The organism is Bacteroides sp. f07, from assembly GCF_042854785.1.
Classification (GTDB): domain Bacteria; phylum Bacteroidota; class Bacteroidia; order Bacteroidales; family Bacteroidaceae; genus Bacteroides.
In genome coordinates, this window is the sequence record NZ_BAABXI010000002.1 from 418,424 (window position 1) to 444,267 (window position 25,844).

The 25,844-nt window shown below is 43.5% G+C and carries 21 protein-coding genes; 16 read left to right on the forward strand and 5 right to left on the reverse strand.

Annotated features, from left to right (window positions below):
- Positions 1-43: 43 nt before the first annotated feature.
- From argB to ACGHVY_RS16700, 3 genes are all read left to right on the forward strand, one after another.
- Positions 44-817: an acetylglutamate kinase gene (gene argB, locus ACGHVY_RS16690; protein ID WP_390600020.1), complete on the forward strand. Its 774-nt coding sequence runs from the start codon at positions 44-46 to the stop codon at positions 815-817.
- A gap of 61 nt (positions 818-878) precedes the next feature.
- Positions 879-1,388, forward strand: coding sequence for an RNA polymerase sigma factor (locus tag ACGHVY_RS16695; RefSeq protein WP_390600022.1), 510 nt, complete (start codon positions 879-881; stop codon positions 1,386-1,388).
- Complete coding sequence (locus ACGHVY_RS16700; RefSeq protein WP_390600023.1) at positions 1,378-1,857, forward strand: hypothetical protein; 480 nt, start codon at positions 1,378-1,380, stop codon at positions 1,855-1,857. Before ACGHVY_RS16695 ends, ACGHVY_RS16700 begins: the two co-directional genes overlap by 11 nt.
- Positions 1,858-2,045: 188 nt before the next feature.
- On the opposite strand, the gene ACGHVY_RS16705 is transcribed toward ACGHVY_RS16700, so the two are convergent.
- A complete protein-coding gene (locus ACGHVY_RS16705; RefSeq protein WP_390600026.1) occupies positions 2,046-2,381 on the reverse strand; it encodes a hypothetical protein in 336 nt (111 codons plus the stop codon).
- Positions 2,382-2,893: 512 nt separating this feature from the next.
- Between ACGHVY_RS16705 and ACGHVY_RS16710 the strand changes: the two genes are divergently transcribed.
- Entirely contained in the window at positions 2,894-4,639 is a 1,746-nt protein-coding gene (locus ACGHVY_RS16710) for a tetratricopeptide repeat protein (RefSeq protein WP_390600028.1), read from the forward strand.
- A 94-nt stretch (positions 4,640-4,733) separates the two neighbouring features.
- Here the strand turns inward: ACGHVY_RS16710 and ACGHVY_RS16715 are convergent, their stop codons facing one another.
- Positions 4,734-5,516 carry a head GIN domain-containing protein gene (locus ACGHVY_RS16715; RefSeq protein ID WP_390600030.1) on the reverse strand — a complete coding sequence of 261 codons (783 nt, stop codon included), beginning with the start codon at positions 5,514-5,516 and terminating at the stop codon, positions 4,734-4,736.
- Positions 5,517-5,645: 129 nt separating this feature from the next.
- Here ACGHVY_RS16715 and ACGHVY_RS16720 point away from each other — a divergent pair, with 129 nt between their 5' ends.
- Positions 5,646-6,347, forward strand: a complete 702-nt coding sequence (locus tag ACGHVY_RS16720; protein ID WP_390600031.1) for a SprT family zinc-dependent metalloprotease — start codon at positions 5,646-5,648, stop codon at positions 6,345-6,347.
- A gap of 39 nt (positions 6,348-6,386) precedes the next feature.
- Here the strand turns inward: ACGHVY_RS16720 and ACGHVY_RS16725 are convergent, their stop codons facing one another.
- Complete coding sequence (locus tag ACGHVY_RS16725) at positions 6,387-6,782, reverse strand: hypothetical protein (RefSeq protein WP_390600033.1); 396 nt, start codon at positions 6,780-6,782, stop codon at positions 6,387-6,389.
- Positions 6,783-6,954: 172 nt separating this feature from the next.
- Here ACGHVY_RS16725 and rimP point away from each other — a divergent pair, with 172 nt between their 5' ends.
- From rimP to ACGHVY_RS16765, 8 genes are all read left to right on the forward strand, one after another.
- Positions 6,955-7,422, forward strand: coding sequence for a ribosome assembly cofactor RimP (gene rimP, locus ACGHVY_RS16730; protein ID WP_390600035.1), 468 nt, complete (start codon positions 6,955-6,957; stop codon positions 7,420-7,422).
- Positions 7,423-7,424: 2 nt separating this feature from the next.
- Complete coding sequence (gene nusA / locus ACGHVY_RS16735) at positions 7,425-8,717, forward strand: transcription termination factor NusA (RefSeq protein ID WP_390600037.1); 1,293 nt, start codon at positions 7,425-7,427, stop codon at positions 8,715-8,717.
- A 55-nt stretch (positions 8,718-8,772) separates the two neighbouring features.
- Positions 8,773-11,910 carry a translation initiation factor IF-2 gene (infB, locus tag ACGHVY_RS16740; RefSeq protein WP_390600039.1) on the forward strand — a complete coding sequence of 1,046 codons (3,138 nt, stop codon included), beginning with the start codon at positions 8,773-8,775 and terminating at the stop codon, positions 11,908-11,910.
- Positions 11,911-12,023: 113 nt separating this feature from the next.
- The gene (locus tag ACGHVY_RS16745) at positions 12,024-12,554 is read left to right on the forward strand and encodes a CvpA family protein (RefSeq protein ID WP_308746414.1); all 531 of its coding nucleotides are present in this window, start codon (positions 12,024-12,026) and stop codon (positions 12,552-12,554) included.
- Complete coding sequence (gene sufB, locus ACGHVY_RS16750; RefSeq protein WP_308746413.1) at positions 12,532-13,986, forward strand: Fe-S cluster assembly protein SufB; 1,455 nt, start codon at positions 12,532-12,534, stop codon at positions 13,984-13,986. The genes ACGHVY_RS16745 and sufB overlap by 23 nt, the downstream gene beginning before the upstream one ends.
- Before the next feature lie 109 nt (positions 13,987-14,095).
- Complete coding sequence (gene sufC, locus ACGHVY_RS16755) at positions 14,096-14,848, forward strand: Fe-S cluster assembly ATPase SufC (RefSeq protein WP_024986010.1); 753 nt, start codon at positions 14,096-14,098, stop codon at positions 14,846-14,848.
- 89 nt (positions 14,849-14,937) lie between these two features.
- Positions 14,938-16,281, forward strand: coding sequence for a Fe-S cluster assembly protein SufD (sufD, locus tag ACGHVY_RS16760; protein WP_390600041.1), 1,344 nt, complete (start codon positions 14,938-14,940; stop codon positions 16,279-16,281).
- Between the two features lie 19 nt (positions 16,282-16,300).
- Entirely contained in the window at positions 16,301-17,512 is a 1,212-nt protein-coding gene (locus ACGHVY_RS16765; RefSeq protein WP_390600043.1) for a cysteine desulfurase, read from the forward strand.
- 229 nt (positions 17,513-17,741) lie between these two features.
- On the opposite strand, the gene ACGHVY_RS16770 is transcribed toward ACGHVY_RS16765, so the two are convergent.
- Positions 17,742-19,931, reverse strand: a complete 2,190-nt coding sequence (locus ACGHVY_RS16770; RefSeq protein ID WP_390600045.1) for an alpha-galactosidase — start codon at positions 19,929-19,931, stop codon at positions 17,742-17,744.
- Between the two features lie 279 nt (positions 19,932-20,210).
- On the opposite strand from ACGHVY_RS16770, the gene ACGHVY_RS16775 reads away from it, so the two are divergent.
- From ACGHVY_RS16775 to ACGHVY_RS16785, 3 genes are all read left to right on the forward strand, one after another.
- Positions 20,211-22,415 (forward strand): sodium-translocating pyrophosphatase, encoded by a 2,205-nt coding sequence (locus ACGHVY_RS16775; RefSeq protein ID WP_390600048.1) that lies wholly within the window; start codon positions 20,211-20,213, stop codon positions 22,413-22,415.
- 112 nt (positions 22,416-22,527) lie between these two features.
- A complete protein-coding gene (locus ACGHVY_RS16780; RefSeq protein ID WP_308746408.1) occupies positions 22,528-23,130 on the forward strand; it encodes a ribonuclease HII in 603 nt (200 codons plus the stop codon).
- A 180-nt stretch (positions 23,131-23,310) separates the two neighbouring features.
- Positions 23,311-24,762: a DUF5723 family protein gene (locus ACGHVY_RS16785; RefSeq protein WP_308746407.1), complete on the forward strand. Its 1,452-nt coding sequence runs from the start codon at positions 23,311-23,313 to the stop codon at positions 24,760-24,762.
- 114 nt (positions 24,763-24,876) lie between these two features.
- Here ACGHVY_RS16785 and ACGHVY_RS16790 read toward each other — a convergent pair whose 3' ends face one another.
- The gene (locus ACGHVY_RS16790) at positions 24,877-25,806 is read right to left on the reverse strand and encodes a magnesium transporter CorA family protein (RefSeq protein WP_390600050.1); all 930 of its coding nucleotides are present in this window, start codon (positions 25,804-25,806) and stop codon (positions 24,877-24,879) included.
- Positions 25,807-25,844 lie beyond the last annotated feature (38 nt).

The following is a 25,844-nucleotide window of genomic DNA, read 5'->3' on the forward strand; positions in this document are numbered from 1 at the left end:
GGAACTGGATTCTCCATTCGGTGAACTTATTAGAAATTAATAAATGAGAGAAAAACTAACAGTTATTAAGGTGGGTGGCAAAATCGTAGAAGAGGACGCCACCCTTCGTCAGTTGTTAAACGACTTTGCCGCTATCAACGGCCATAAGGTGCTGGTTCACGGTGGCGGCCGTTCGGCTACAAAGATTGCCGCGCAACTGGGAATAGAAAGTAAAATGGTAAATGGCCGCCGTATTACTGATGCGGAGACGCTGAAAGTGGTGACGATGGTATATGGCGGTCTGGTGAATAAGAGTGTCGTTGCCGGGCTACAGGCTCGTGGAGTCAATGCGCTGGGGCTGACCGGAGCGGATATGAATGTAATCCGTTCGGTGAAACGTCCGGTGAAAGACGTGGATTACGGTTTTGTCGGTGATGTGGAAAAGGTGGATGCTACTTTGTTGTCGGACTTGATACACAAAGGAGTCGTTCCGGTGATGGCGCCGCTGACACATGACGGACAAGGCAATATGCTGAATACCAATGCGGATACCATTGCCGGAGAGACGGCAAAGGCTCTATCGGCTCTGTTTGACGTAACGTTGGTCTATTGCTTCGAGAAGAAAGGCGTGTTGCGTGACGAGAATGATGATGATAGCGTGATTCCTCAGATTACCCGTGCGGAATTCGAACAATACATAGTTGACGGCGTTATTCAAGGTGGCATGATTCCTAAACTGGAGAACTCTTTTGATGCAATAAATGCGGGAGTGTCCGAAGTGATAATTACCTTAGCATCAGCGATTAACGGTAACGGTGGAACAAGAATAAAAAAATAATTCAAAAAAAAGTAGTGGGCGACTGTAACTTTTCGTATCCTAGCCCGTCATTATTATAGAGATGCAAGAAATCAGCTTCCGAAACGATATTTTGCCGTTGAAGGACAAACTCTTTCGACTGGCGCTCAGAATAACCCTGGATAGGGCAGAAGCCGAGGATGTCGTTCAGGACACCATGATAAGAGTGTGGAACAAGCGTGATGAGTGGTCTCAGTTTGAATCCGTCGAAGCCTATTGCCTGACAGTGGCAAAGAACTTGGCGATAGACCGGAGTCAGAAGAGAGAAGCGCAGAACGTGGAACTCACCCCCGAAATGGAGGAAGAACCTGATGCTAATAGTCCGTACGACCGGATGGTTCATGATGAAAGAATAAATATCATCAACAGGCTGGTCAACGAACTTCCCGAAAAACAGCGGCTTATCATGCAACTGAGGGACATTGAAGGTGAGAGCTATAAAAAAATTGCAACCCTGCTGAATCTGACAGAGGAACAAGTGAAAGTGAATCTCTTCAGAGCCAGGCAAAAGGTAAAACAAAGGTATTTAGAAATTGACGAATATGGATTATAAGGATATAGAACAGCTCCTGGAGCGATACTGGCAATGCGAAACTTCTGTCGAGGAGGAAGCGGTATTGCGCAACTTCTTCTCGAAAGAAGACGTACCGGCTCATTTGCTCCGCTATAAGAACTTGTTTGTTTATCAGCAGGTTCAGCAGGAAGTAGGGCTGGGCGAAGACTTTGACGCTCGTATTCTGGCAGAGGTGGAGCCTGTGGTCGTAAAAGCAAAACGCTTGACACTGATCGGTCGTTTTATCCCTCTGTTTAAGGCCGCTGCCGTAATTGCAATCATCCTTTCACTGGGGAATGTGGCACAACATTCTTTCTCCGGTGATGACGGAAGTATATTGGCAACGGATACCATTGGTAAACAAGTAACAGCACCGTCGGTCGCCATCTCGAATGATGTGAAAGCCGACCAGGTTCTCGCTGACAGTCTGGCGAGGATTAATCACAAGGTGCAGGTTATGAACGAATAGACATTTTCATTTGCTTTAAACATATAATATAGTTAGTGTGCTTAATTAAAACAACAACGAAAGCGAAACTGTGAAGTTTTCAATTCTCTCAAATTTTTAGATAAAAACTAACTAAATAAATGGGCTACCGCGCGATGCAGTAGCCCTTTTATGCTTTTTGAGGTTTTGAGTCTAATGTTTCTTTTCTTTTAGAATTTTGTATTCTTCTTCTTTTTAGTTTTATAATAATAGTATGGAATTAGAAGACCTGCTTGCAGGAGTATCGCGATTATGATAAATATGACTTTCCAATTACTCATTGAACCATAATTTTTTATAATAGCATAAACAATCATACTGGGAATATAAAGTATTATCGTCGCTTCTTTTAAAACTGGATTTTTGAAATTAAAGATAGTAATCAGCATACTTGTTAGATATAATGCTAAGGTTATTATCAATCCAGTTATTTCTCCCTGAATGCCCCAGCCGATAAATCCCCAAAAGGAACTATAAAGTACTAATACTAAAAAATACCATTTCATTGTTTTATATTTTAAGATTTAACATCCTGCCACTGCTCCTGTAAATGCTCCACTGATAGCTCCAGCTATTGCTCCAGCAACAGTGCCAATGATCGGTACTGCACTTCCAATACGTCATAATAATTGGTCGTATTATTCATGTCAGTTGCTGGCTCAATCATTTTTTCTTGATATTGGTAACTTAATAAGGAAATAATTACTAAAATGTTAATGATAAATTTTGCATAAATTGATTTCATAATTTCTGATTTTAAATTAATATTAGGGTATTGCGCAACTTTTTTTCTAAACCAAGAATTAAGTTTGGATTATATATTTTAATGCTCTAAATGTACGACAAAAAAAAACTTAGGCTATCTAATTCGACTTCAGAAATAATTCAGAAAGGTTTAAATGAATAAACTTAATTATTTCTGAAATCATTCATATATGCCAACAGGATAATTATCCTTTTCTTTGTTGCATTTTTTTTATATTTGTACGACACATATAACAAATCAAAACTGAGTCGGATGAGAAACACATATCTATTATTATATTTATTACTAGTTGTAATCTGTTTGTACGCATGCCATAAACCAATTCCGGAGTATATATCACATATTGAAAATATCATAGAAAAGAATCCGGATAGTGCTTTGATTATTCTCGATTCTTTAGAAGAGCAGATGCAGAAAGAATCATTGTCGACAAGAATGTATTATAATTTATTAGTTACTGAGGCATGTGATAAATGTGATATTCCCAACCCATATGATTCACTATTGACTGATGTAATCCAGTACTACGAGAAAAGAAAGGAAAGTGATAAGTTGATGAAAGCTTATTATTTTATGGGACAGCGGCATCTTGAACTGAAGGCAGAAGATGATCCTGCTGCATTGCTTTATTCTTTTAGAGCTTTAGAACAGTCTGTAAAAGTTGAAGACGACGCTTTTACTGGACGGATATATAATCAAATCGGTAAATCGTTTGTCTATATGAATCTTTTCAAAGAGGCTATACGGGAACTTCAAATAGCCTACTCTTATTCTTTGGCGGGAAATGACAAGCGAGCTTGCATTGATGTGCTATGTGACTTAGCCGATGTCTATAATTTGCAAAATCAAACAGATAGTGCTTTATATTACTATCAGAAAGCGTATAAACAATCGGAACTCTGTGGAGATATACTAGATAAAAAGGTGGATATTTGGCAAAACATGGCAGGTACTTATATTAAGACCGGTAATAATGATAAAGCACGGGAAATATTGAAGAAAATAACAAATGAAGAAAAGGATAGCAATAAACTGAACTATAATGTTTTGGGAAATCTATTTTTGCGTACCGGGCAAAAAGATTCGGCAGTTGCCTATTTCAAACGTGAGTTGGAGAATGAGGGTTGGACTGAAAGGAAATATGCTTGTTGGAATCTGTATCAGATAGAAAAAAGCGATAAGAATTGTGTGAGTGCGCTTGCTTATCTTGAAAAATACGCAGAATGTTCTGATAGTACTTATGTGCAGTCTAATATCAAGTCGTTGCAGAAAATAAAAGTATTGTATGATTTGCATCATGCCGAAAAAGAAAAAGAGGAATTGCGGCAGGAAAATATAGAGCAGCGTGCGTGGATTATTTATGTAATGATTACTATGGCAGTTGTTATTGGTGTCGCTATTCAGTATAGCCGTATGAAGAAGGAGAAGGCCCGGCGGCAAGAAGATATACTGCGAAATATATATGAGGAACAATATCGAAAGAGTAAACAGTATATAGAAAGCAATAAACAGATAATTAAGGAACTGGAAGAAAAAATAGAATCCATTCAACAGGAGAAAGATGTGCTTTGCAAGGAACTGCTTTTAGTGCAAAAAGAGAAATTGGAGCAGACTAATCGAGCGGTGGAAACTGCGCAAAGGCAGCAGACCTTGTTGGAGGAAGCGCTTCGGAAATCAGATATTTATGTATATTGTTATCGGGCGATTGAGGACTCGATAATTGCATTGACTAGTACTGATTGGAAGAAGCTGGAGCAAATAGTCAATGAGACTTATGACAATTTCACAAACCGGTTATTTGTTTTGCATCCTTCTATTACTACAATAGAGTTGCGTATTTGTATGTTGTTAAAAATCAGACTGCCTGCTTCTGCAATCTCTCAATTGATATGCCGTACCCAAAGTGCTGTTTCTATGAGTAGAAAGCAGCTTTATAAGAAGATATTTCATGAAGAAGGAGCTCCGGCAAAGCTTGATGAGTTTATTGTATCATTTTAGTGAAAGTTATTTTTTTAATAACGAATCCGCTTTACTAAATAAATGGGCTACCGCATGATGCAGTAGCCCATTTATGTTTTCGAAGCTTATTTGATTATTTAATCTGCCGTATATTTTTTCGTGGAGCGTCTATTTCTTGAGGATTTCCCCGATAGGCTATATCTCCACTTCCTGTCACGCGTGCTATCAGTTTTCCAGTGGCGTAGCAACTGATGCTGCCGGAACCGGCTGTACTGGCCGATACATTTTTCGATTTCAGGTTGCCGGCTTCAATATTCCCCGAACCTGCAATCTTATACTCGGCATTGGTCGTTTTACCACTCAGACCGATATCGCCGGAACCGGCAATACTGGCAATGCATTCTTTGCTTTCTATTTGTTGAAGCTTCACATCTCCCGATCCATTGATGGATATAGTCATTCTCCGGCATTTGAACTTTTCGCCTTTAATGTCTCCCGAACCGTTGATGCTGAGTGATATATCTTCTTTGGTCTGTATGCCATTGGCGAAGTGTATATCTCCTGAACCGTTAATCGTTAATTTATTCAGTTCCGGTGAGAATATTTTGACTTCCAGTTTACCTTTCCAGATAGTGACGTTCTTTTTATACTTTATAATAAGTGTATTGCCATCGACATAAGTCTCTAAAAGTGGAATGATATTGTCGGAACCATAAATTTCTATGTAATTTTGAGAACCTTGATGATACGTGACATTTGCACTACTCGATAACTTAACTTCGTTGAACTGCCCGACTTCAACTTTTTTAGTGAGATAGTTTTTACTGCCGGTTACGTGTTTTCCCTGTAAGCAGGAACCAGCGGTTAGTATTAGGAACAATCCTGTTGTAAATAAGACTAATAAACTTGTTTTCATAATTTTGAATTTCTATGGTGTTATATGGGTTAGACGGTTGGTGTTTTTTAAAAGTTGCATCTTGGATAAGAATTTCTAGGTGCAATCTTCTTTTTTATTACTTTTGTGGTGATAGTTAGGATATTTAAGATGAAGGAAGCAATCATAGAAGATGAGGAATTGGGACGATTAGTGGTGCGTGTTAATCTGCGTGCTAAAAGTCTTGTCTTTCGTACCAAGAGTGATGCCGTATATGTTTCGGTTCCATCCGGGACAACGATGAAAGAAGTAAAACAAGCTATTGAGAATCTACGTGGTAAATTGCTGGCTGCCCGTCAACGATTGAGCCGTCCATTGATTGATTTGAATTATAAGATTGATGCGGAATATTTTAAATTATCTTTAGTATCTGGGGAGAAAGACCAATTTCTGGCTAACTCCAGATTGGGCTTTATGCAAATCATCTGTCCGCCTGATGCTGACTTTGCCGATGAGAATTTGCAGAACTGGTTGCGTAAAGTCATTGAAGAGTCGTTGAGACGGAATGCAAAGAGCATTCTTCCACCTCGTTTAGAGCGTTTGTCGAAGCAAAATGGATTATCTTACGCTAATGTGAAAATAAATTCCAGTCAGGGGAGATGGGGGAGTTGCTCGGCAAAGAAGGATATAAATTTATCTTATTATCTCGTCCTGCTCCCTTCTCATTTGATTGACTATGTACTTTTGCACGAATTATGTCATACCCGTGAAATGAATCATAGCGAACGCTTCTGGGCTCTGTTGAACCAATTTACAGAAGGGAAAGCGCTCGCTTTGCGGGGAGAACTGAAGAAGTATCGTACGGAAATATAAGAAATATAAGGAGTGACTGATGCTGCCGGACTTTGTCTGTTACTTCGCCAGTTGCTTAATCCCGTCCGCCTCTTTCTCGAATTGATACGTTCCGCCTTTTTCGCTGAGGTCGAAAGTGGATACCAATTCAGTTTTATTATCCACAATCAACAATGCGCTTTGTTCGGCAAAACGACCTACTTCCACAGTATAAGGCTCTTCCTGCATAACTTTATTAACTATAAGACTGTCATTAACAAACAAAGAGACAGAATCTCCGGCGAATCCTTTTACCAGACTGATAGTGTAAGTTTCGATAAAATGCCGTTCTTCCTGTTTCTCCCGTTGCAGACGCATACTCATGTAGACAAAAATAACCACTACGAATATAACTGCGAAAGCAAGGATTCCGTTGCCTACCATGAACTGTTTATTGGTGTTGAGACGATGTGCCATAGTGCCTGTTTTTTTAATTGCGGTGTAAAGATACGAAGATAAGATTGTTAATTCATACTTTTTTTCTTTAATGTTTTGTAGTCGAACAGATTATTTATATCTTTGCAACCGGAAACGGATGAAAGGTGGAGGGGCAATTAAGCTCCTTTTTTTGTTCTTATATAGTTAATAAATGATAGAAAAGAAAACTGTTTGTCAGATTGTAGAAGAGTGGCTGGAAGGAAAAGACTACTTTTTAGTAGAAGTAACCGTGAGCCCGGATGACAAGATTGTGGTCGAAATCGACCATGCAGAAGGCGTTTGGATTGAAGATTGCGTGGAGCTTAGCCGCTACATAGAGTCGAAACTGAACCGGGAAGAGGAAGATTATGAACTGGAAGTGGGTTCGGCCGGTATCGGACAGCCCTTTAAAGTGCTGCAACAGTATTACATCCACATCGGGCAAGAAGTGGAAGTGATGACCAAAGGCGGACAGAAATTGTCGGGTATCCTGAAAGATGCCGATGAAGAGAAGTTTACAGTATCTGTACAAAAGAAAGTAAAATTGGAAGGTTCCAAGCGTCCGAAGCTGGTAGAAGAGGACGAAACCTTCACTTATGAGCAAATAAAATATACTAAATACTTAATTAGCTTTAAATAGTTATGGCCAAAAAAGAAGAAACAATCAGCTTGATTGATACATTTTCGGAATTTAAGGAACTGAAGAATATCGATAGAACGACAATGGTCAGCGTACTCGAAGAGTCGTTCCGTAGCGTTATCGCGAAAATGTTTGGCACCGATGAGAATTACGACGTAATCGTGAACCCGGACAAGGGTGACTTCGAGATATGGCGTAACCGTGAAGTTGTGGCCGACGAAGACTTGACGAACCCGAATATGCAGATTTCGTTGAGCGAAGCACAGAAAATCGATGCTTCTTACGAAGAGGGCGAAGAGGTGACTGACGAAGTAATCTTTGCCAAATTCGGTCGTCGCGCTATCTTGAATCTCCGCCAGACACTGGCTTCCAAGATTCTGGAACTAGAAAAAGACAGTATTTATAATAAATATATAGATAAGGTAGGTACAATCATCAATGCGGAAGTTTATCAAATCTGGAAAAAGGAAATGTTGCTTCTCGACGATGAAGGAAACGAACTGCTGTTGCCTAAGACCGAACAAATCCCGAGCGATTTCTACCGCAAAGGTGAAACGGCCCGTGCAGTAGTTGCCCGCGTGGACAACAAGAACAATAATCCCAAGATTATCTTGTCACGTACTTCTCCCGTTTTCCTGCAACGTCTGTTTGAGATGGAAGTGCCCGAAATCAATGATGGCTTGATTACCATCAAGAAGATTGCCCGCATCCCCGGTGAACGCGCCAAGATTGCGGTAGAATCTTATGATGACAGAATCGACCCCGTAGGAGCCTGTGTAGGTGTAAAGGGAAGTCGTATTCATGGCATCGTTCGTGAACTTCGCAATGAGAATATCGACGTAATCAATTACACATCGAATATCTCATTGTTTATACAGCGCGCTTTGAGCCCGGCAAAAATTTCTTCTATCCGTCTGAATGAGGAAGAGAAAAAAGCTGAGGTGTTCCTCAAACCGGAAGAAGTATCGCTGGCTATCGGTAAAGGCGGTTTGAATATCAAGCTGGCCAGTATGTTAACTGAGTACACTATCGACGTGTTCCGTGAGTTGGATGAGAATGTTGCTGATGAGGATATCTATCTTGACGAGTTCAGAGACGAAATCGACGGATGGGTGATTGATGCAATCAAGGCTATCGGCATCGATACGGCGAAGGCTGTGTTGAATGCTCCTCGTGAGATGTTGATTGAAAAAACAGACCTGGAAGAAGAGACAGTGGACGAGGTAATACGCATTTTGAAATCGGAGTTTGAAGAAGAAGAACCGGAAGAAGAACCGGAACAAGGACAAGAGTAATTGCTGATTACGATTGATTTTTTTCTTCGCTCCATTTATTCATTAAATTTAAAATATGACGATAAGGTTAAACAAAGTTACAAGAGATTTGAATGTAGGAATCGCGACGGTTGTTGAGTTCCTGCAAAAGAAAGGGTATACCGTTGAGGCTAATCCTAATACAAAAATTAGCGAGGAGCAGTACGCGATACTCGTAAAAGAGTTTAGTACAGATAAGAACCTTAGACTTGAATCGGAGCGTTTCATTCAGGAACGTCAGAATAAGGAACGTAACAAGGCATCGGTATCGATTGAGGGCTTCGAAAAGCAGCCTGAAAAACCGAAGTCGGAAGATGTGATCAAGACAGTCGTACCTGAGGATGCACGTCCGAAGTTTAAACCTGTCGGGAAAATTGATTTAAATAACTTGAGCGGTCGGAAGACTGAAAAGGTCGAAAAAGAACCGGAACAGAAGAAAGAGACTGTTGTAGAGCGTCCCGTTGTTAAACCGGAAGTAAAGAAAGAACCGGAAGTGAAGGTAGAAGAGGTGACGGCATCTGTTCAGCCCGAATCGGTTGTAGAAGTGAAACAAGCCGAACCTGTGAAACAGCCTGAGTCTGTGAAACAACCGGAGTCTGTAAGACCGGAACCTGTGAAACAACCGGAACCTGCAGTAGAAAAGAAACCGGCAGAAGTTGAAAAAGTAGTGGAAGTAGTGATTAAAGAAGAGCCGAAGGTAGAAGCTGCACCTGTGAAGGCGGAGGAACATAACAGAGTGGAAAGACCTGTAAAAGCAGCACCGGCGGAAGTAACCCCGGAAGTACCGGCAGAAAAGGTGGCGTCTAAGGACGATGAAGTATTCAAGATCCGTCAACCGGAATTGGGTGCGAAGATTAATGTAATCGGTCAGATTGACTTGGCTGCATTGAACCAGTCCACCCGTCCCAAGAAGAAATCGAAGGAAGAGAAACGCCGCGAACGGGAAGAGAAAGAGAAAATCCGTCAGGATCAGAAAAAGTTGATGAAGGAAGCTATCATCAAGGAAATCCGCAAAGATGACTCTAAACAGCAGAAGAACGGTGCGAAAGATAGCGCTGATGCTGCCAATAAGAAAAAGCGGAATCGTATCAACAAGGAGAAGGTGGACGTGAACAACGTGGCAACTTCCAACTTTGCTGCTCCGAGACCGAATGTACAAGGAAAAGGCGGTAATGGCGGAAACAATGGTGGTGGAAACAACCAGGGAAACAATAATAACCGTAGAAATAACAACAATAAGGATCGTTTCAAGAAACCGGTTATCAAACAGGAGGTAAGCGAGGAAGACGTAGCCAAGCAGGTAAAAGAAACTTTGGCCCGTCTGACTACCAAAGGCAAGAATAAGGCTTCCAAATATCGTAAGGAAAAACGTGAAATGGTCTCCAACCGTATGCAGGAACTGGAAGATCAGGAAATGGCAGACAGCAAGGTATTGAAGCTGACCGAATTCGTAACGGCTAATGAGCTGGCTACGATGATGGATATTTCTGTCAATCAGGTTATTGCTACTTGTATGAGCATCGGTATCATGGTGTCTATCAACCAGCGTCTGGACGCGGAAACCATCAATCTGGTGGCCGAAGAATTCGGATTCAAGACCGAATATGTAAGTGCGGAAGTGGCGCAGGCCATCGTCGAAGAAGAAGACGCTCCGGAAGACTTGCAGCCGCGTGCTCCGATTGTTACGGTGATGGGACACGTTGACCACGGTAAGACATCCTTGCTCGATTATATCCGTAAAGCGAATGTAATTGCCGGTGAAGCCGGAGGTATTACACAGCATATCGGTGCATACAACGTGAAGTTGGAAGACGGACGCCGTATCACATTCCTCGATACACCGGGTCATGAGGCGTTTACCGCCATGCGTGCCCGTGGTGCGAAAGTGACGGACATCGCCATCATTATTGTGGCTGCCGATGATAACGTGATGCCGCAGACGAAGGAGGCGATCAACCATGCGATGGCAGCAGGCGTGCCTATTGTATTCGCTATCAATAAGGTGGATAAGCCGACTGCAAATCCGGATAAGATTAAAGAAGAACTGGCTGCTATGAATTACCTTGTTGAAGAATGGGGTGGTAAGTATCAGTCACAAGATATCTCAGCCAAGAAAGGTATGGGGGTAGAAGATCTGTTGGAGAAGGTATTGCTGGAAGCTGAAATGCTCGACTTGAAGGCAAACCCGAACCGTAACGCTTCGGGTTCCATCATCGAATCTTCACTGGACAAGGGACGTGGATATGTGGCGACCGTGCTGGTATCCAACGGTACTTTGAAGGTAGGAGACATCGTTTTGGCGGGAACAAGCTACGGACGTGTGAAGGCTATGTTCAACGAACGTAACCAGCGCATCAAGGAAGCAGGTCCTTCCGAACCGGCATTGATTTTGGGATTGAACGGCGCTCCTGCTGCCGGTGACACATTCCACGTAGTAGAAAGTGACCAGGAAGCTCGTGAAATCACCAATAAACGTGAACAGTTGGCTCGTGAACAAGGCTTGCGTACGCAGAAAATCCTTACTCTGGATGAGTTGGGCCGTCGTATCGCTTTGGGTAACTTCCAGGAATTGAACATCATCGTCAAGGGTGACGTGGACGGTTCTGTCGAAGCATTGAGCGACTCGTTGATTAAGTTGTCTACAGAACAGATCCAGGTAAATGTTATCCATAAGGGTGTAGGAGCAATTTCCGAATCGGATGTTTCTCTGGCTGCCGCTTCGGATGCGATTATCGTCGGATTCCAGGTACGTCCTTCGGGAGCTGCCGGCAAGATGGCGGATCAGGAAGGTGTTGATATCCGTAAGTACTCTGTCATCTACGATGCAATTGAAGAGGTGAAGGCTGCTATGGAAGGTATGTTGGCACCGGAAGTGAAGGAGCAGATTACTGCGACAATCGAAATCCGCGAGGTGTTCAACATCACGAAAGTGGGGCTTGTGGCCGGTGCAATGGTGAAGACTGGAAAGGTGAAACGCAGCGACAAGGCTCGTTTGATTCGCGATGGTATCGTTATCTTTACCGGAAACATCAATGCGTTGAAACGTTTCAAGGATGATGTGAAGGAAGTAGGTACGAACTTCGAATGCGGTATCAGTCTGGTGAACTGCAACGACATGAAGGTAGGCGACATGATTGAGACATTCGAAGAAATTGAAGTGAAACAGACACTGTAATAAAGCAGTACTGAATCTATATCAGGCACGGGTTACGCGGATTTCACGGTTCTTTAATAAATCCGTGTAGTCCGTGAAATCCGTGCCTGAATTATATAATAGAGCAGAACAATATGGCAACGATTGACATAGTAATCCTTATTATAGTAGGTGCAGGGGCGATAGTGGGCTTTATAAAAGGCTTCATTCGCCAGTTGGCTTCTATTTTGGGATTGATAGTCGGACTGATGGCGGCAAAAGCTTTGTACGCTTCTTTGGCGGAGAAACTTTGCCCGACAGTGACCGATTCGATGACGGTTGCGCAGGTGCTGGCTTTTATTATGATTTGGATTGCTGTTCCGTTGATTTTTGTACTGGTTGCTTCGTTGTTGACGAGGGCTATGAAAGCAATTTCGCTGGACTGGCTGAACCGCTGGCTGGGAAGCGGACTCGGAGCACTTAAATTCCTGCTGTTAACAAGTGTAGTGATAGGTGCGATAGAGTTCATAGATGGCGATAATAAGTTAATTAGTGCAACAAAAAAGGAGGAGTCTTTGTTATATTATCCGATGGAAACGTTTGCGGGGATATTTTTCCCTGCCGCAAAGAATATGACGCAACAATATATATTAGAGAATAAAGATGCAACAAGAAGAACCCAATAAATATGTAAAGGAACTGACGCAGGAGAAGTACAAATACGGCTTCACTACGGAGGTGCATACAGACATCATTGAGCGTGGACTCAATGAGGATGTGATTCGTTTGATTTCATCGAAAAAGGACGAACCGGAGTGGCTGCTGGAGTTCCGCCTGAAAGCGTACCGCCATTGGCTGACGCTGGAGATGCCTGCCTGGGCACATCTCCGTATTCCTGAGATTGATTATCAGGCTATCTCTTACTATGCCGACCCGACAAAGAAAAAGGAAGGTCCGAAGAGTATGGAAGAAGTAGACCCTGAGCTGATAAAAACATTTAATAAGCTGGGAATCCCCTTGGAAGAGCAGATGGCCCTTAGCGGAATGGCGGTGGATGCCGTGATGGACTCCGTTTCCGTAAAGACCACTTTCAAGGAGACGCTGATGGAGAAAGGGATTATTTTCTGCTCGTTCAGCGAAGCAGTGCGGGAGCATCCTGATTTGGTGAAGAAATACATGGGTTCGGTAGTGGGTTACCGTGACAATTTCTTTGCTGCATTGAACTCTGCTGTGTTCTCGGACGGTTCTTTCGTATATATTCCGAAAGGTGTGCGCTGTCCGATGGAGCTTTCTACGTATTTCCGTATCAACGCCCGCAATACGGGACAGTTTGAACGTACGTTGATTGTGGCGGATGATGATTCTTATGTTTCTTATCTGGAAGGCTGTACGGCCCCGATGCGTGATGAAAATCAATTGCATGCCGCTATTGTGGAAATCATTGTACACGACCGTGCCGAAGTGAAATACAGTACTGTTCAGAACTGGTATCCGGGAGATGCCGAGGGTAAGGGTGGTGTCTATAACTTTGTGACAAAGCGCGGCAACTGTAAAGGGGTGGACAGCAAACTGTCCTGGACGCAGGTGGAAACCGGTTCGGCGATTACCTGGAAATATCCTTCCTGTATCCTGACAGGAGACAACTCGACGGCCGAATTCTATTCCGTAGCAGTGACGAACAACTATCAGCAGGCAGATACCGGCACGAAGATGATTCACTTGGGCAAGAATACCCGCAGTACGATTGTGAGTAAGGGTATCTCCGCCGGACATAGCGAAAACTCTTATCGCGGACTGGTACGTGTGGCGGAGAAAGCGGATAATGCCCGCAATTACAGCCAGTGTGACTCTCTGTTGCTGGGAGACAAGTGTGGTGCGCATACCTTCCCCTATATGGACGTTCACAACGAGACGGCGGTAGTGGAGCATGAAGCTACGACAAGCAAGATTAGTGAAGACCAGATATTCTATTGCAATCAGCGCGGTATTCCCACGGAAGATGCTATCGGACTGATTGTGAACGGATATGCGAAAGAAGTATTGAATAAGCTTCCGATGGAATTTGCAGTAGAAGCACAGAAGTTGCTTGCCATTTCGTTGGAAGGAAGTGTGGGGTAATTTACTATTTGGCAATTTACGGTTTACTATTTGGCTGCGCGCTTATTGGAGGTAAATTGTCGGTAGTATAGGTTTTTATATAGTAAATGGATAAATAGTAAATATAATCATGTTAGAAATAAAAGACCTGCATGCCAGCATTAATGGCAAAGAGATATTGAAAGGTATCAACCTGACGGTGAAGCCGGGCGAAGTACACGCAATCATGGGACCGAACGGCTCCGGTAAGAGTACACTTTCTTCTGTCCTGGTAGGTAATCCTGCTTTTGAGGTAACGAAAGGTTCAGTCACTTTTTATGGGAAGAATCTCTTGGAACTAAGTCCCGAAGACCGTAGCCACGAAGGTATTTTCCTTAGTTTCCAGTATCCGGTGGAAATTCCGGGAGTAAGCATGGTGAACTTTATGCGTGCTGCCGTGAACGAGCAACGCAAATATAAAGGTCTGCCCGCACTGACTGCCAGTGAGTTTCTGAAACTGATGCGTGAGAAACGTGCGGTTGTTGAACTGGACAACAAACTGGCTAACCGTTCGGTGAACGAAGGTTTCTCCGGTGGTGAAAAGAAACGGAACGAGATTTTCCAGATGGCAATGCTTGAGCCGCGCCTGAGTATTCTTGACGAAACAGACTCCGGGCTGGATATTGATGCGCTCCGTATCGTGGCGGAAGGGGTGAATAAGTTGAAGACTCCCGATACAAGCACGATTGTCATCACTCACTACCAACGTCTGCTCGACTATATCAAACCAGATATTGTACATGTACTTTATAAAGGTCGTATCGTGAAAACTGCCGGTCCGGAACTTGCTCTGGAACTGGAAGAAAAGGGATATGATTGGATTAAGAAAGAAGTAGGAGAATAATATTAGGTACGGATTACATCGTTTTCGCTTATGTGTTTTTAAACCATGAAATCTGTGTAATCTGTGCCTGAAGATAAAAAATGTAAACTATGATAGTTGAACAGCAATATATAGAACTTTTCTCACAGACGGAAGCCATGATTTGCAAGCATAGCGCCGAAGCGCTGAATGCCCCTCGTGCTGCTGCCTTTGCTGATTTTGAGCGAATAGGGTTTCCGACACGTAAGATGGAAAAGTACAAATATACGGATGTGAGCAAGTATTTCGAGCCGGATTTCGGCTTGAATCTGAACCGTCTGCCTATTCCGGTCAACCCGTATGAAGTGTTTAAGTGTGACGTCCCGAATATGAGTACCGCTCTTTATTTCGTGGTCAACGATGCATTTTATAATAAAGCGCTTCCTAAAACTCATTTGCCGGAAGGCGTTATTTTCGGCAGCTTGAAAGAGGTAGCCGAACAGCATCCGGAACTCGTGAAGAAGTATTACGGCAAACTGGCGGATACGTCCAAGGATGGCGTAACCGCTTTCAATACGACTTTTGCACAAGACGGGGTTATCTTTTATGTGCCGAAGAATGTAGTCGTGGAAAAGCCCGTTCAATTAGTGAATATCCTGCGTGCGGACGTTAACTTTATGGTAAACCGCCGTGTGTTGATTATTCTGGAAGACGGAGCACAAGCCCGTCTGCTGATTTGCGACCATGCGATGGACAATGTGAATTTCCTTGCCACGCAAGTGATTGAAGTTTTTGCCGGAGAAAATACGGTATTCGATATGTACGAGTTGGAAGAAACACATACAAGTACCGTCCGCATCAGCAACCTGTATGTGAAACAGGAAGCCAACAGCAATGTTCTGCTGAATGGCATGACTCTTCACAATGGTACCACCCGCAATACCACCGAAGTATTGCTGGCAGGCGAAGGTGCTGAAATAAACCTTTGCGGTATGGCAATTGCCGATAAGAACCAGCATATTGACAACAATACAAGTATTGACCATGCCGTGCCGAATTGCACCAGCAACGAATTGTTTAAATATGTTCTCGACGACCAGTCGGTAGGCGCATTCGCCGGACTGGTACTGGTACGTCCTGACGCGCAACATACAAACTCCCAACAGACCAACCGGAATCTCTGTGCCACGCGCGATGCCCGTATGTACACGCAACCTCAGTTGGAAATCTATGCCGATGATGTGAAATGTTCACATGGAGCAACCGTAGGCCAGTTGGATGAAAATGCATTGTTTTATATGCGTTCGCGAGGAATTGCAGAGAAAGAAGCCCGTTTGTTGCTTATGTTTGCGTTTGTCAATGAAGTCATTGATACGATTCGTATGGATGCACTGAAAGACCGCCTGCATCTGTTGGTGGAGAAGCGTTTCCGTGGCGAGTTGAACAGATGTCAGGGTTGTGCAATCTGTAAATGATGATTAATCACTAAGAAACATGGATATTCAAAAGATACGTGAGGACTTTCCGATATTGAGCCGTACGGTTTATGGTAAGCCTCTGGTTTATTTCGACAACGGTGCGACGACGCAGAAACCCCGTCTGGTAGTCGATGCGTTGGTAGACGAGTATTATTCCGTGAATGCCAATGTGCATCGCGGCGTACATTATCTCTCCCAACAGGCTACGGAACTGCATGAAGATTCCCGCGAGACAGTACGTCGGTTTATCAATGCCGGTAGCACGAGTGAAGTCGTATTTACCCGTGGAACGACGGAGAGCATCAACCTGCTTGTCTCCAGCTTTGGTGATGAATTTATGGAAGAGGGCGATGAAGTCATCCTCTCGGTGATGGAGCACCACAGCAATATCGTCCCCTGGCAACTGCTGGCCGCCCGCAAAGGTATCGCTATCAAAGTGATTCCGATGAACGACAAAGGCGAACTGTTGTTGGACGAATATGAGAAACTTTTCTCTGAACGCACGAAGATTGTCAGCGTAGTCCAAGTTTCCAACGTCTTGGGTACGGTAAATCCTGTGAAGGAAATGATTGCGACAGCCCACGCCCACGGCGTACCTTTCCTGGTAGATGCCGCCCAATCCATCCCTCACATGAAAGTGGACGTACAGGATTTGGATGCCGACTTTCTGGTATTCTCAGCTCATAAGGTATATGGACCGACCGGTGTCGGCGTACTTTATGGAAAAGAAGAGTGGTTGGATCGCCTGCCGCCTTATCAGGGTGGCGGAGAGATGATTCAGCACGTCTCTTTTGAGAAAACGACTTTCAACGAACTGCCTTTCAAGTTTGAAGCCGGTACGCCCGATTATATAGGAACCACCGGACTGGCAAAAGCACTCGACTATGTGAACGGTATCGGTATGGAGCAGATTGCGAAGCACGAACACGAGCTGACCACCTATGCCCTGCAACGCCTGAAAGAAATACCGGATATGCGTATATTCGGTGAAGCCGCCGATAGGGGAGCGGTTATCTCTTTTCTGGTAGGTAATATCCATCATTTCGACTTGGGTACTTTGCTTGACCGTTTGGGAATTGCCGTCCGTACGGGACATCATTGTGCGCAGCCCTTGATGCAGAGGCTCGGCATTGAAGGTACAGTCAGGGCTTCGTTCGCCATGTATAATACGAAAGCAGAAGTTGACACATTAGTGTCGGGAATCGAACGCGTCAGCCGTATGTTTTAAGATATAAATCGCTGTTTCTGTGAGAAATGGCGATTTTTTTATTCTTTAACTAAAAAAGAAGCCTTCAAGTGCAGTGATTTGAAGTTTCGAGCGTCTAATGGTAAAAACAAGAATATTCGGAGGGTCGTGAGACTATGCTTATATTATAAATTCTCTCTCTTTAACATTAATGGCAGCTATATCGTAAAAAGTTACGGTATAGCTGCAATTTTTTTGTTTTCGTTTCTTTTTATTCCGCAGTCAGCTCAATCACACGACTGAAAGCCTGATTGGTAGTGAAAGCATGGATGCCCACTTTCATCAGATAGTCGCCGGAGTAAGTTTGTTCGTTGGCGGACAGGCTCGACTTCTTGTTTGGCATCAGATTGATTTCTTTCACCTTATACATTTTCTTCGCATCCAATCCCTGAAGTTTCACAGGAAGCAGTTTCTCGGCATAACGCGGATGAATGTCATAAGTATAAAGAACGGCTTTATTCTTATCCGGGGAGGCATACATCACCGACATATGATTGCTGTCATAAGGAGAAACCAGCCTGTATTGGTCACCGTCAAGGATTACTTTCTTCAGACGTGTCCAGTTGGCAACTGCATCCTGGCAGTAAACCTGTTCGTCCGCATTCAGTTCTTTCAGTCCGAGGTCGAAGCCAAGTTTGCACATACTGGCTACGTCGGTACGGAATTTCACGCTTGTTTTCTTGTTCCAGCTAGTCACGTGTGCGGACATCGCTTTAGCGGGGAAGATTTGTGAGAATCCCCATTGGATAAACAGACGTTCTATCGGGTCGGTATTATCACTGCACCAGAACTCAGTGAAATATTTCAAGGCCTCGTAGTCGCAACGCGCGCCGCCGCCGGAGCAAAGCATCATCGGTGTATTGGGGTATTTCTCTTTTACACGTTTCAGCACATTGTATATGCCGCGTACATGGTCGATGTAAAGCTGTCCCTGTTTGTTTTTCAGGTAAGGAGAGTAGATATTGGTGATAGGTGAGTTGCAGTCCCATTTGAAATAGGCGACTTCCGGGTTCTCGGTCAGGATATTGTCTACTACACTGAAAACAAAGTCCTGAACTTTCGGGTTGCTGAGGTCGAGAACCAATTGGTTGCGGTAGTAATAAGTTTCACGGTTCGGCAGGGTGATAGCCCAGTCGGGATGTTTCTCGAAGAGTTCGCTTTTCGGGTTCACCATTTCCGGTTCAATCCAGATACCGAATTTCACTCCGGCTTCTTTGGCCGAATTTATAAGAGCAGGGATACCGCCGGGCAGTTTGGATTTCATCACTTCCCAGTCACCCAGTCCGGCGTTGTCGCTGTTGCGAGGGTGCTTGTTCCCAAACCAGCCGTCGTCGAGCAGGAACATGTCTACGCCGAGGTGTTTGGCTTCCTTCATTAGTTCGGAGAGTAATTCTTCATTGAATTTGAAGTAAGTATTTTCCCAGTTGTTCAGTAGGGTAAGGCGGTCGCCTTGTCCGTCTTTCAGTTGGTAGTTGCGAGCCCAGGCGTGAAGGTTACGGCTGGCTTCGCCTATACCATTATTGCTGAAAGTGAACATAAACTCGGGAGTCGTGAATACTTCGTTCGCTTTCAATTCATAATCGGATGCATAAGGATTGATGGCGGGGATAACACGAAGATTACCGACGTTGTCTACTTCAAAAGTAAACTGGAAGTTTCCTGTCCATCCGATAGTGCCCAGCATCACGCGCCCTTGCATTTCCTGTGCCGGTTGTCCCAATCCGAGTTCAAAGAACGGATGTGTGTGCATGGCGGCACGGCTGCCCAACTTCGTGTCAATCACCTTTTTGCCGAACTGCAACTGCTGGCTGCTCATTTGAGCTTCTTTTGCCCAGTCGCTGCTGAATTCAGTGAGGAAATAGTCGGAATCGGAGAAATAAAGCATTGTGGAAGCATAGCGCCACAGAGTGACGGGCTTCTTTTCGTTATGTTTGATTTCGCTCCATGTCTTGATGACATTTTCTTTCGGATAAGCGATGTAGTGCAGCGTTACTTCTACCGGATACTGGTCGTCTTTGAGGTTGATAATGGTCTCCGTTCCGCCTGTCACAGCTTTTTGTTCCGAAGATACATAGCGGAGAATCGTACTCGGATTACCATCGCTATGGGTGATAGCTACTGCCGGTTCAAAATAATCCTCGGCGCCGGAGCCCGGATATACTTCCCAACCTCGTGTAGAAACGCTGCCGTCGCTGCCGCCTTTTACGTAAGGAGAGAAATTATTGATATCCTGCTTGTTCAGTAATTTGTCGCCCAGGTAAGCCTGATAAAGCCGTCCGTTGGGAGCCACTTGAAGGATTAAATCCGTGTTATCCGTTGAGATGTGGATAACGTTTCTTTCCTGGGCGTTCACTTGCGCCATTGTAAACAAGGCCATTAGTAGTAGAAATAGTTTCTTCATGGTGTTTTGAGTAATAATTAATAGGGTATTAGTTAGTTTACGGACATAAAAATGCTCAAAGATAGGAATAATTTATAATGTATGAGTTCGAATTTAATACTGGCGCTAAATTCTATGGTAAATGGGCGTAAATAATTCCCATTCATATTGTTTCAGGCATATTGCTCTGCTTCCTCTTTGGAAACGGGCGGTATTCTATCAGAAATATTCTTTCTTACTTGCTTTTTTCGTTTGATTTTCATAATTTTAGCCACCGTAAACCCTTTAAAAATTAATCCTATGGATAGCATTCTTTTCTGGCTGGTTCCGGTTGCTTCCGTGTTAGCCCTCTGTTTTGCTTATTATTTTCATAAGCAAATGATGAAGGAGAGTGAAGGTACTCCCCAAATGATAAAAATTGCCGCTGCCGTGCGCAAAGGCGCTATGTCTTACCTGAGACAGCAATACAAGATTGTAGGCTGGGTATTCTTGGGACTGGTAATTTTGTTCTCAATTATGGCTTATGGCTTTCACGTTCAGAATGCATGGGTTCCCATCGCTTTCCTGACAGGTGGTTTCTTCTCCGGTCTTTCCGGTTTTCTGGGGATGAAAACGGCAACTTACGCATCGGCACGTACCGCCAATGCAGCGCGTAGCTCGTTGAACTCAGGATTGAGAATCGCTTTCCGAAGCGGTGCGGTGATGGGGCTTGTTGTAGTCGGTCTTGGTTTGCTCGATATTTCTTTCTGGTACTTGTTGCTGAACGCAGTGATTCCTGCCGATGCGCTCACGCCTACTCATAAACTCTGTGTGATTACCACTACAATGCTTACTTTCGGTATGGGAGCTTCTACTCAGGCACTTTTTGCCCGTGTCGGTGGTGGTATCTATACAAAGGCTGCCGATGTCGGAGCCGACCTGGTGGGTAAGGTGGAAGCCGGAATCCCCGAAGACGACCCGCGCAACCCTGCCACTATTGCCGATAATGTAGGTGATAACGTAGGTGACGTAGCCGGTATGGGAGCCGATTTATATGAATCTTACTGTGGTTCTATCCTGGCAACGGCGGCCTTGGGTGCTGCCGCCTTTATCCATTCTGCGGATACAGTGATGCAGTTCAAAGCTGTTATTGCTCCGATGTTGATTGCGGCTGTGGGCATTATCCTTTCTATTATAGGTATATTTTCTGTCCGTACCAAAGAGAACGCGAAGATGAAAGACTTGCTGGGCTCGTTGGCATTCGGTACAAACCTAAGTTCTGTGCTTATCGTCATTGCTACGTTCCTTATACTGTGGCTTTTGCAACTCGATAACTGGGCGCTGATTTCTTGTGCCGTAGTAGTCGGTCTGGTAGTCGGCATTGTCATCGGACGTTCTACGGAATATTATACTTCCCAGTCTTATCGTCCCACTCAGAAACTGAGTGAAAGCGGCAAGACCGGCCCTGCCACGGTGATTATCTCCGGCATCGGTCTGGGTATGCTTTCTACAGCTATTCCTGTGATTGCCGTGGTCGTGGGCATCATTGCTTCTTATTTGTTGGCTTCCGGCGGTGATTTCGACAATGTCGGTATGGGCTTGTATGGAATCGGTATTGCTGCTGTCGGTATGCTTTCCACACTAGGTATTACATTGGCAACGGATGCCTACGGTCCGATAGCCGATAATGCAGGCGGTAATGCGGAAATGGCAGGCTTGGGTGAGGAAGTCCGCAAACGTACTGATGCACTCGACTCTCTCGGAAATACGACTGCTGCGACAGGAAAAGGTTTTGCAATCGGATCTGCTGCATTGACCGGTCTGGCTTTGTTGGCATCGTATATTGAAGAAATACGCATCGGATTGACCCGTCTCGGGAGTGTGGACTTGACTTTCCCGGACGGAAATTCAATCAGTGTGGCAAATGCTACTTTCATTGACTTTATGAACTATTATGAAGTGAACTTGATGAATCCGAAAGTCCTTTCGGGTATGTTCCTAGGTTCGATGATGGCTTTCCTGTTCTGTGGCTTGACGATGAATGCGGTAGGACGTGCTGCAGGGCATATGGTGGACGAAGTGCGCCGCCAATTCCGTGAAATAAAAGGTATCCTGACAGGAGAAGCGGAACCGGATTACGAACGCTGTGTCGAAATCTCAACAAAGGGGGCACAACGCGAAATGGTTGTCCCTTCTCTGATTGCTATTATTGCTCCTATCTTGACAGGACTCATCTTCGGCGTTCCCGGTGTACTCGGTCTGTTGATTGGTGGTCTGAGCAGTGGTTTCGTATTGGCTATCTTCATGGCTAATGCCGGCGGTGCATGGGATAACGCAAAGAAATATGTGGAAGAAGGCAATTTCGGCGGCAAAGGCAGCGAAGTCCATAAAGCAACCGTAGTCGGTGACACGGTAGGCGACCCGTTTAAAGATACATCCGGCCCCAGCTTGAATATCCTGATAAAGCTGATGAGCATGGTGGCCATTGTGATGGCAGGGCTCACTGTTGCCTGGAGTTTGTTTTAAAAAGTAAGGAATAACCAAGAAAAAGGAGACAGAAAACGAGTCTCCTTTTTTTATTTCCTTTACCTTTGTGCTTGAATAAAAATAATTTGTACCTGAATAAAAAACAATAAAGATGCTATTACCTTATTTAAATGAGAATCTGATTGAAGCAGGATGCGATGAGGCTGGTCGTGGCTGTCTGGCAGGTGCGGTATATGCCGCTGCTGTGATTCTTCCGAAAGACTTTAAAAATGAGTTGTTGAATGACTCTAAGCAATTGACGGAAAAACAACGCTACGCATTGCGTGAGGTAATAGAAAAGGAAGCAATAGCCTGGGCGGTTGGTGTCGTTTCACCGGAAGAAATAGATGAGATAAATATCCTGCGTGCTTCTTTCTTGGCTATGCACCGTGCTGTCGACCAACTGGCTGTCCGTCCGCAGCATTTGTTAATTGATGGAAACCGTTTTAATAAATATCCTGATATTCCTCATACCACAGTAATAAAGGGAGATGGGAAATATCTTTCGATTGCAGCCGCATCTATTTTAGCCAAAACTTATAGAGACGACTATATGAACCGTCTCCACAAGGAATATCCGTTTTACGATTGGAATCATAATAAAGGTTACCCGACTAAGAAACACCGTGCTGCCATTGCCGAACGTGGGACAACTCCTTATCATCGTTTAACGTTTAATCTGTTGGGAGACGGACAACTTTCTTTGGGATTCTAGGGCTATTTGTTCTCTCCGAACTTATAATTTCTACATTTTTTTGCAGAATAAGCACGATTTTGTTACACATAACCGTGATTTTGTCCTGTTTAGGATGAAAAAGTGTTGTTTAGTGCTTTTAATTGTTATTAAAATGCTATATATTTGCAAACGGTAACAAGAATTAAAAAGTTTAAAATCATGGCAACAAACAAGCTATTATGCTCTTTTAGAATTATTGGGGTGTTTTCTATCATGTTGATTTGCGCTCTTTCTGCAAATGCACAGTTCTTACGTACTTCTTATTTTATGGAAGGTGTTCATTATCGGCAACAACTAAATCCGGCTTTATCACCGGGGCGTGGATACTTTAATCTTCCTGTAATTGGTTCTTTTAATGTTTCAGCATCTTCTAAATCTTTTGGATATCAAGATATTAAGGATATTATAGATAATAGCGAAGGAAGTGATTACTTTACGAGTGATGATTTTATGAAAAGACTGAAAGATGACAACCAGTTAAATATAAACTTAAATACAGATATATTGTCTGCTGGTTGGTATAAAGGAAGGAACTTTTGGTCTTTTAATGTAGGATTAAGGATGGATATGGGTGCTTCTATTCCTAAATCTATGTTCTCTTTTATGCGTGAAATGAATGGAGTGGATTTTGAAAGTCTTGATTGGAGCAATTTTGACCGCCAGATTGGGAAAGAAAGTTTGGAAATCAATTCTTATGCTGAAATTGGACTAGGATATGCTCGCCAAATAAATGATCGATTAACTGTTGGTGGTAAGCTAAAAGCTTTATTGGGTATTGGTAACTTGAAATTGGATGTTAAGAGTATTGGAGTGAACACTGAATTTAGTGGTGTAACTGCGGATACAGATTGGAGTAATTTGACTCCAGAACAGATTGCCAAGATTCATGGTACTGCCAATATTGATGTAGAAGCGTCATTGGAGAGTTCCTTCAAGGGATTGAATTTGCGCAAAGGTGATGAGGGGTATATTGATGATTTCGATTTTGAAACAGGTGACATGGGAATCGCAGGTTATGGTGCTGCCATCGACTTGGGGGCATCGTATAAACTGTTGGATAACTTGACGGTATCTGCTGCTCTGCTTGATTTAGGCTTTATTTCTTGGTCTAAAGGGAGCACAAGTGTGGCAAGAGCAAATACTGACGGCCTTTCTTTTGATAGTCGTAATGAAGGTGACATTGAGAAATTCGCGGATATTGTGTCTAGCGGTGAAATCTTGAACTATGACATGTTACATATGGAAATGGACGAAACAGGTGCAAAGTCCCGTAAGACTTGGTTGCATTCTACGATGGTGTTTGGTGCTGAATATGCTCTATTGAATAATTGGTTGGTAGTAGGTGCCCTTTCTACAACACGTTTTACAAAACCGAAAACGATGTCTGAACTGACTTTGTCTGCTAATATCCGCCCGAAAAATTATTTCAATTTTGCTGTAAGCTATTCTATGATTCAGAGTGCAGGTAAGTCTGTCGGTTTGGCGTTGAAGTTAGGTCCTCTTTTTGTAGGAACTGATTATATGTTCTTTGGAAATAATACAAAATGCTGTAATGCTTTCTTGGGAGTTTCTATCCCATTGAATAAAAGAAAAGTAAGCAAACAAGGATAAAATAGAATTTAATTTCTCTCTCTAAACATTCTCTTTTAATTAATTCTCTATCGAAGTAAAAACGTATAATGTCAGCCTGTTATCTGTGATTAGATGACAGGCTGTTTTTTTATATCAGAACCACTTAATCTTCCGGAATATCACGAATGCCAGCGTAGATAATCCGATGGAGAAGAGTACAATCAGAGAGAAAGCGAAAGGTACTTCTTCCAAATGAATATCCACATTCATGCCATAGAAACTGGCAATCAATGTCGGAAGCATCAGGACTATTGACAAGCTGGTCATGCGTTTCATGATTGTATTCACATTATTCGAGATAATAGAGGCAAAAGCATCCATTGTTCCCGTGAGAATGTCACTGTAAATATTTACCGTATTAAGCGCCTGTTTCAATTCGATAATTACGTCTTCCACTAATTCCGTATCCAGATAATCCGTATCCTGGAAAATCGTTTTTAACTTGCCTATCATTACTTCATTTCCTCGGATGGAAGTATTGAAATAAACTAATGTCTTCTGTAACCTCATCAGGCGAAGTAGGTCTTCGTTGCGAATACTGCGCTCCAACTCTTTTTCTGCGGCACTGATATCCAGATTGATTTGTTTCAGATATTTCAGAAACCATACGGCAGAAGAGTAGATAAGCCGGAAAATCAGATCGAGCTTATTACGGACAACGATTCCCTTTCTGCGGGTATGCTCGATAAAGTCCGGCAGTAAATCAGTGTTGTAATAACATACGGATACAATGATTTCATTATTTGTGATAATACCAATCGGTACAGTACCGAAAGGTAGACTGCCGTTCTCCTTGTTTTGCACAGGAATACGCAGAATGGTAAGCAGCCAGTTACCCTCCGTATCCGTGCGCGGACGTTCGTCCGTATCGGCAATATCATCAAGAAATGATTCGGGAACATTGAGTGTTTTAGTCAGAAATTCAAAGTCATCATCATTCGGGCATACTACATTTACCCAACTGTTGGGAAGCCATTGTGTCTTTTCCACAAAGCCAGCCTCACAATAAAGATACGTTCTCATCTTATTGTCTCCTTTCGTTTGTTTAGCACGAGCAGAGA

Excerpts from the sequence above, each read along its gene's own strand:
- sufB (WP_308746413.1), top strand. The coding sequence starts at position 12,532 with ATGCAACAAGAAGAACCCAATAAATATGTAAAGGAACTGACGCAGGAG.
- sufC (WP_024986010.1), top strand. The coding sequence starts at position 14,096 with ATGTTAGAAATAAAAGACCTGCATGCCAGCATTAATGGCAAAGAGATA.
- ACGHVY_RS16780 (WP_308746408.1), top strand. The coding sequence starts at position 22,528 with ATGCTATTACCTTATTTAAATGAGAATCTGATTGAAGCAGGATGCGAT.
- ACGHVY_RS16785 (WP_308746407.1), top strand. The coding sequence starts at position 23,311 with ATGGCAACAAACAAGCTATTATGCTCTTTTAGAATTATTGGGGTGTTT.
- sufD (WP_390600041.1), top strand. The coding sequence starts at position 14,938 with ATGATAGTTGAACAGCAATATATAGAACTTTTCTCACAGACGGAAGCC.
- nusA (WP_390600037.1), top strand. The coding sequence starts at position 7,425 with ATGGCCAAAAAAGAAGAAACAATCAGCTTGATTGATACATTTTCGGAA.
- ACGHVY_RS16720 (WP_390600031.1), top strand. The coding sequence starts at position 5,646 with ATGAAGGAAGCAATCATAGAAGATGAGGAATTGGGACGATTAGTGGTG.
- ACGHVY_RS16705 (WP_390600026.1), bottom strand. The coding sequence starts at position 2,381 with ATGAAATGGTATTTTTTAGTATTAGTACTTTATAGTTCCTTTTGGGGA.
- argB (WP_390600020.1), top strand. The coding sequence starts at position 44 with ATGAGAGAAAAACTAACAGTTATTAAGGTGGGTGGCAAAATCGTAGAA.
- ACGHVY_RS16775 (WP_390600048.1), top strand. The coding sequence starts at position 20,211 with ATGGATAGCATTCTTTTCTGGCTGGTTCCGGTTGCTTCCGTGTTAGCC.
- ACGHVY_RS16765 (WP_390600043.1), top strand. The coding sequence starts at position 16,301 with ATGGATATTCAAAAGATACGTGAGGACTTTCCGATATTGAGCCGTACG.
- ACGHVY_RS16695 (WP_390600022.1), top strand. The coding sequence starts at position 879 with ATGCAAGAAATCAGCTTCCGAAACGATATTTTGCCGTTGAAGGACAAA.
- ACGHVY_RS16745 (WP_308746414.1), top strand. The coding sequence starts at position 12,024 with ATGGCAACGATTGACATAGTAATCCTTATTATAGTAGGTGCAGGGGCG.
- ACGHVY_RS16725 (WP_390600033.1), bottom strand. The coding sequence starts at position 6,782 with ATGGCACATCGTCTCAACACCAATAAACAGTTCATGGTAGGCAACGGA.
- ACGHVY_RS16715 (WP_390600030.1), bottom strand. The coding sequence starts at position 5,516 with ATGAAAACAAGTTTATTAGTCTTATTTACAACAGGATTGTTCCTAATA.
- ACGHVY_RS16700 (WP_390600023.1), top strand. The coding sequence starts at position 1,378 with ATGGATTATAAGGATATAGAACAGCTCCTGGAGCGATACTGGCAATGC.
- ACGHVY_RS16710 (WP_390600028.1), top strand. The coding sequence starts at position 2,894 with ATGAGAAACACATATCTATTATTATATTTATTACTAGTTGTAATCTGT.
- ACGHVY_RS16790 (WP_390600050.1), bottom strand. The coding sequence starts at position 25,806 with ATGAGAACGTATCTTTATTGTGAGGCTGGCTTTGTGGAAAAGACACAA.
- ACGHVY_RS16770 (WP_390600045.1), bottom strand. The coding sequence starts at position 19,931 with ATGAAGAAACTATTTCTACTACTAATGGCCTTGTTTACAATGGCGCAA.
- rimP (WP_390600035.1), top strand. The coding sequence starts at position 6,955 with ATGATAGAAAAGAAAACTGTTTGTCAGATTGTAGAAGAGTGGCTGGAA.
- infB (WP_390600039.1), top strand. The coding sequence starts at position 8,773 with ATGACGATAAGGTTAAACAAAGTTACAAGAGATTTGAATGTAGGAATC.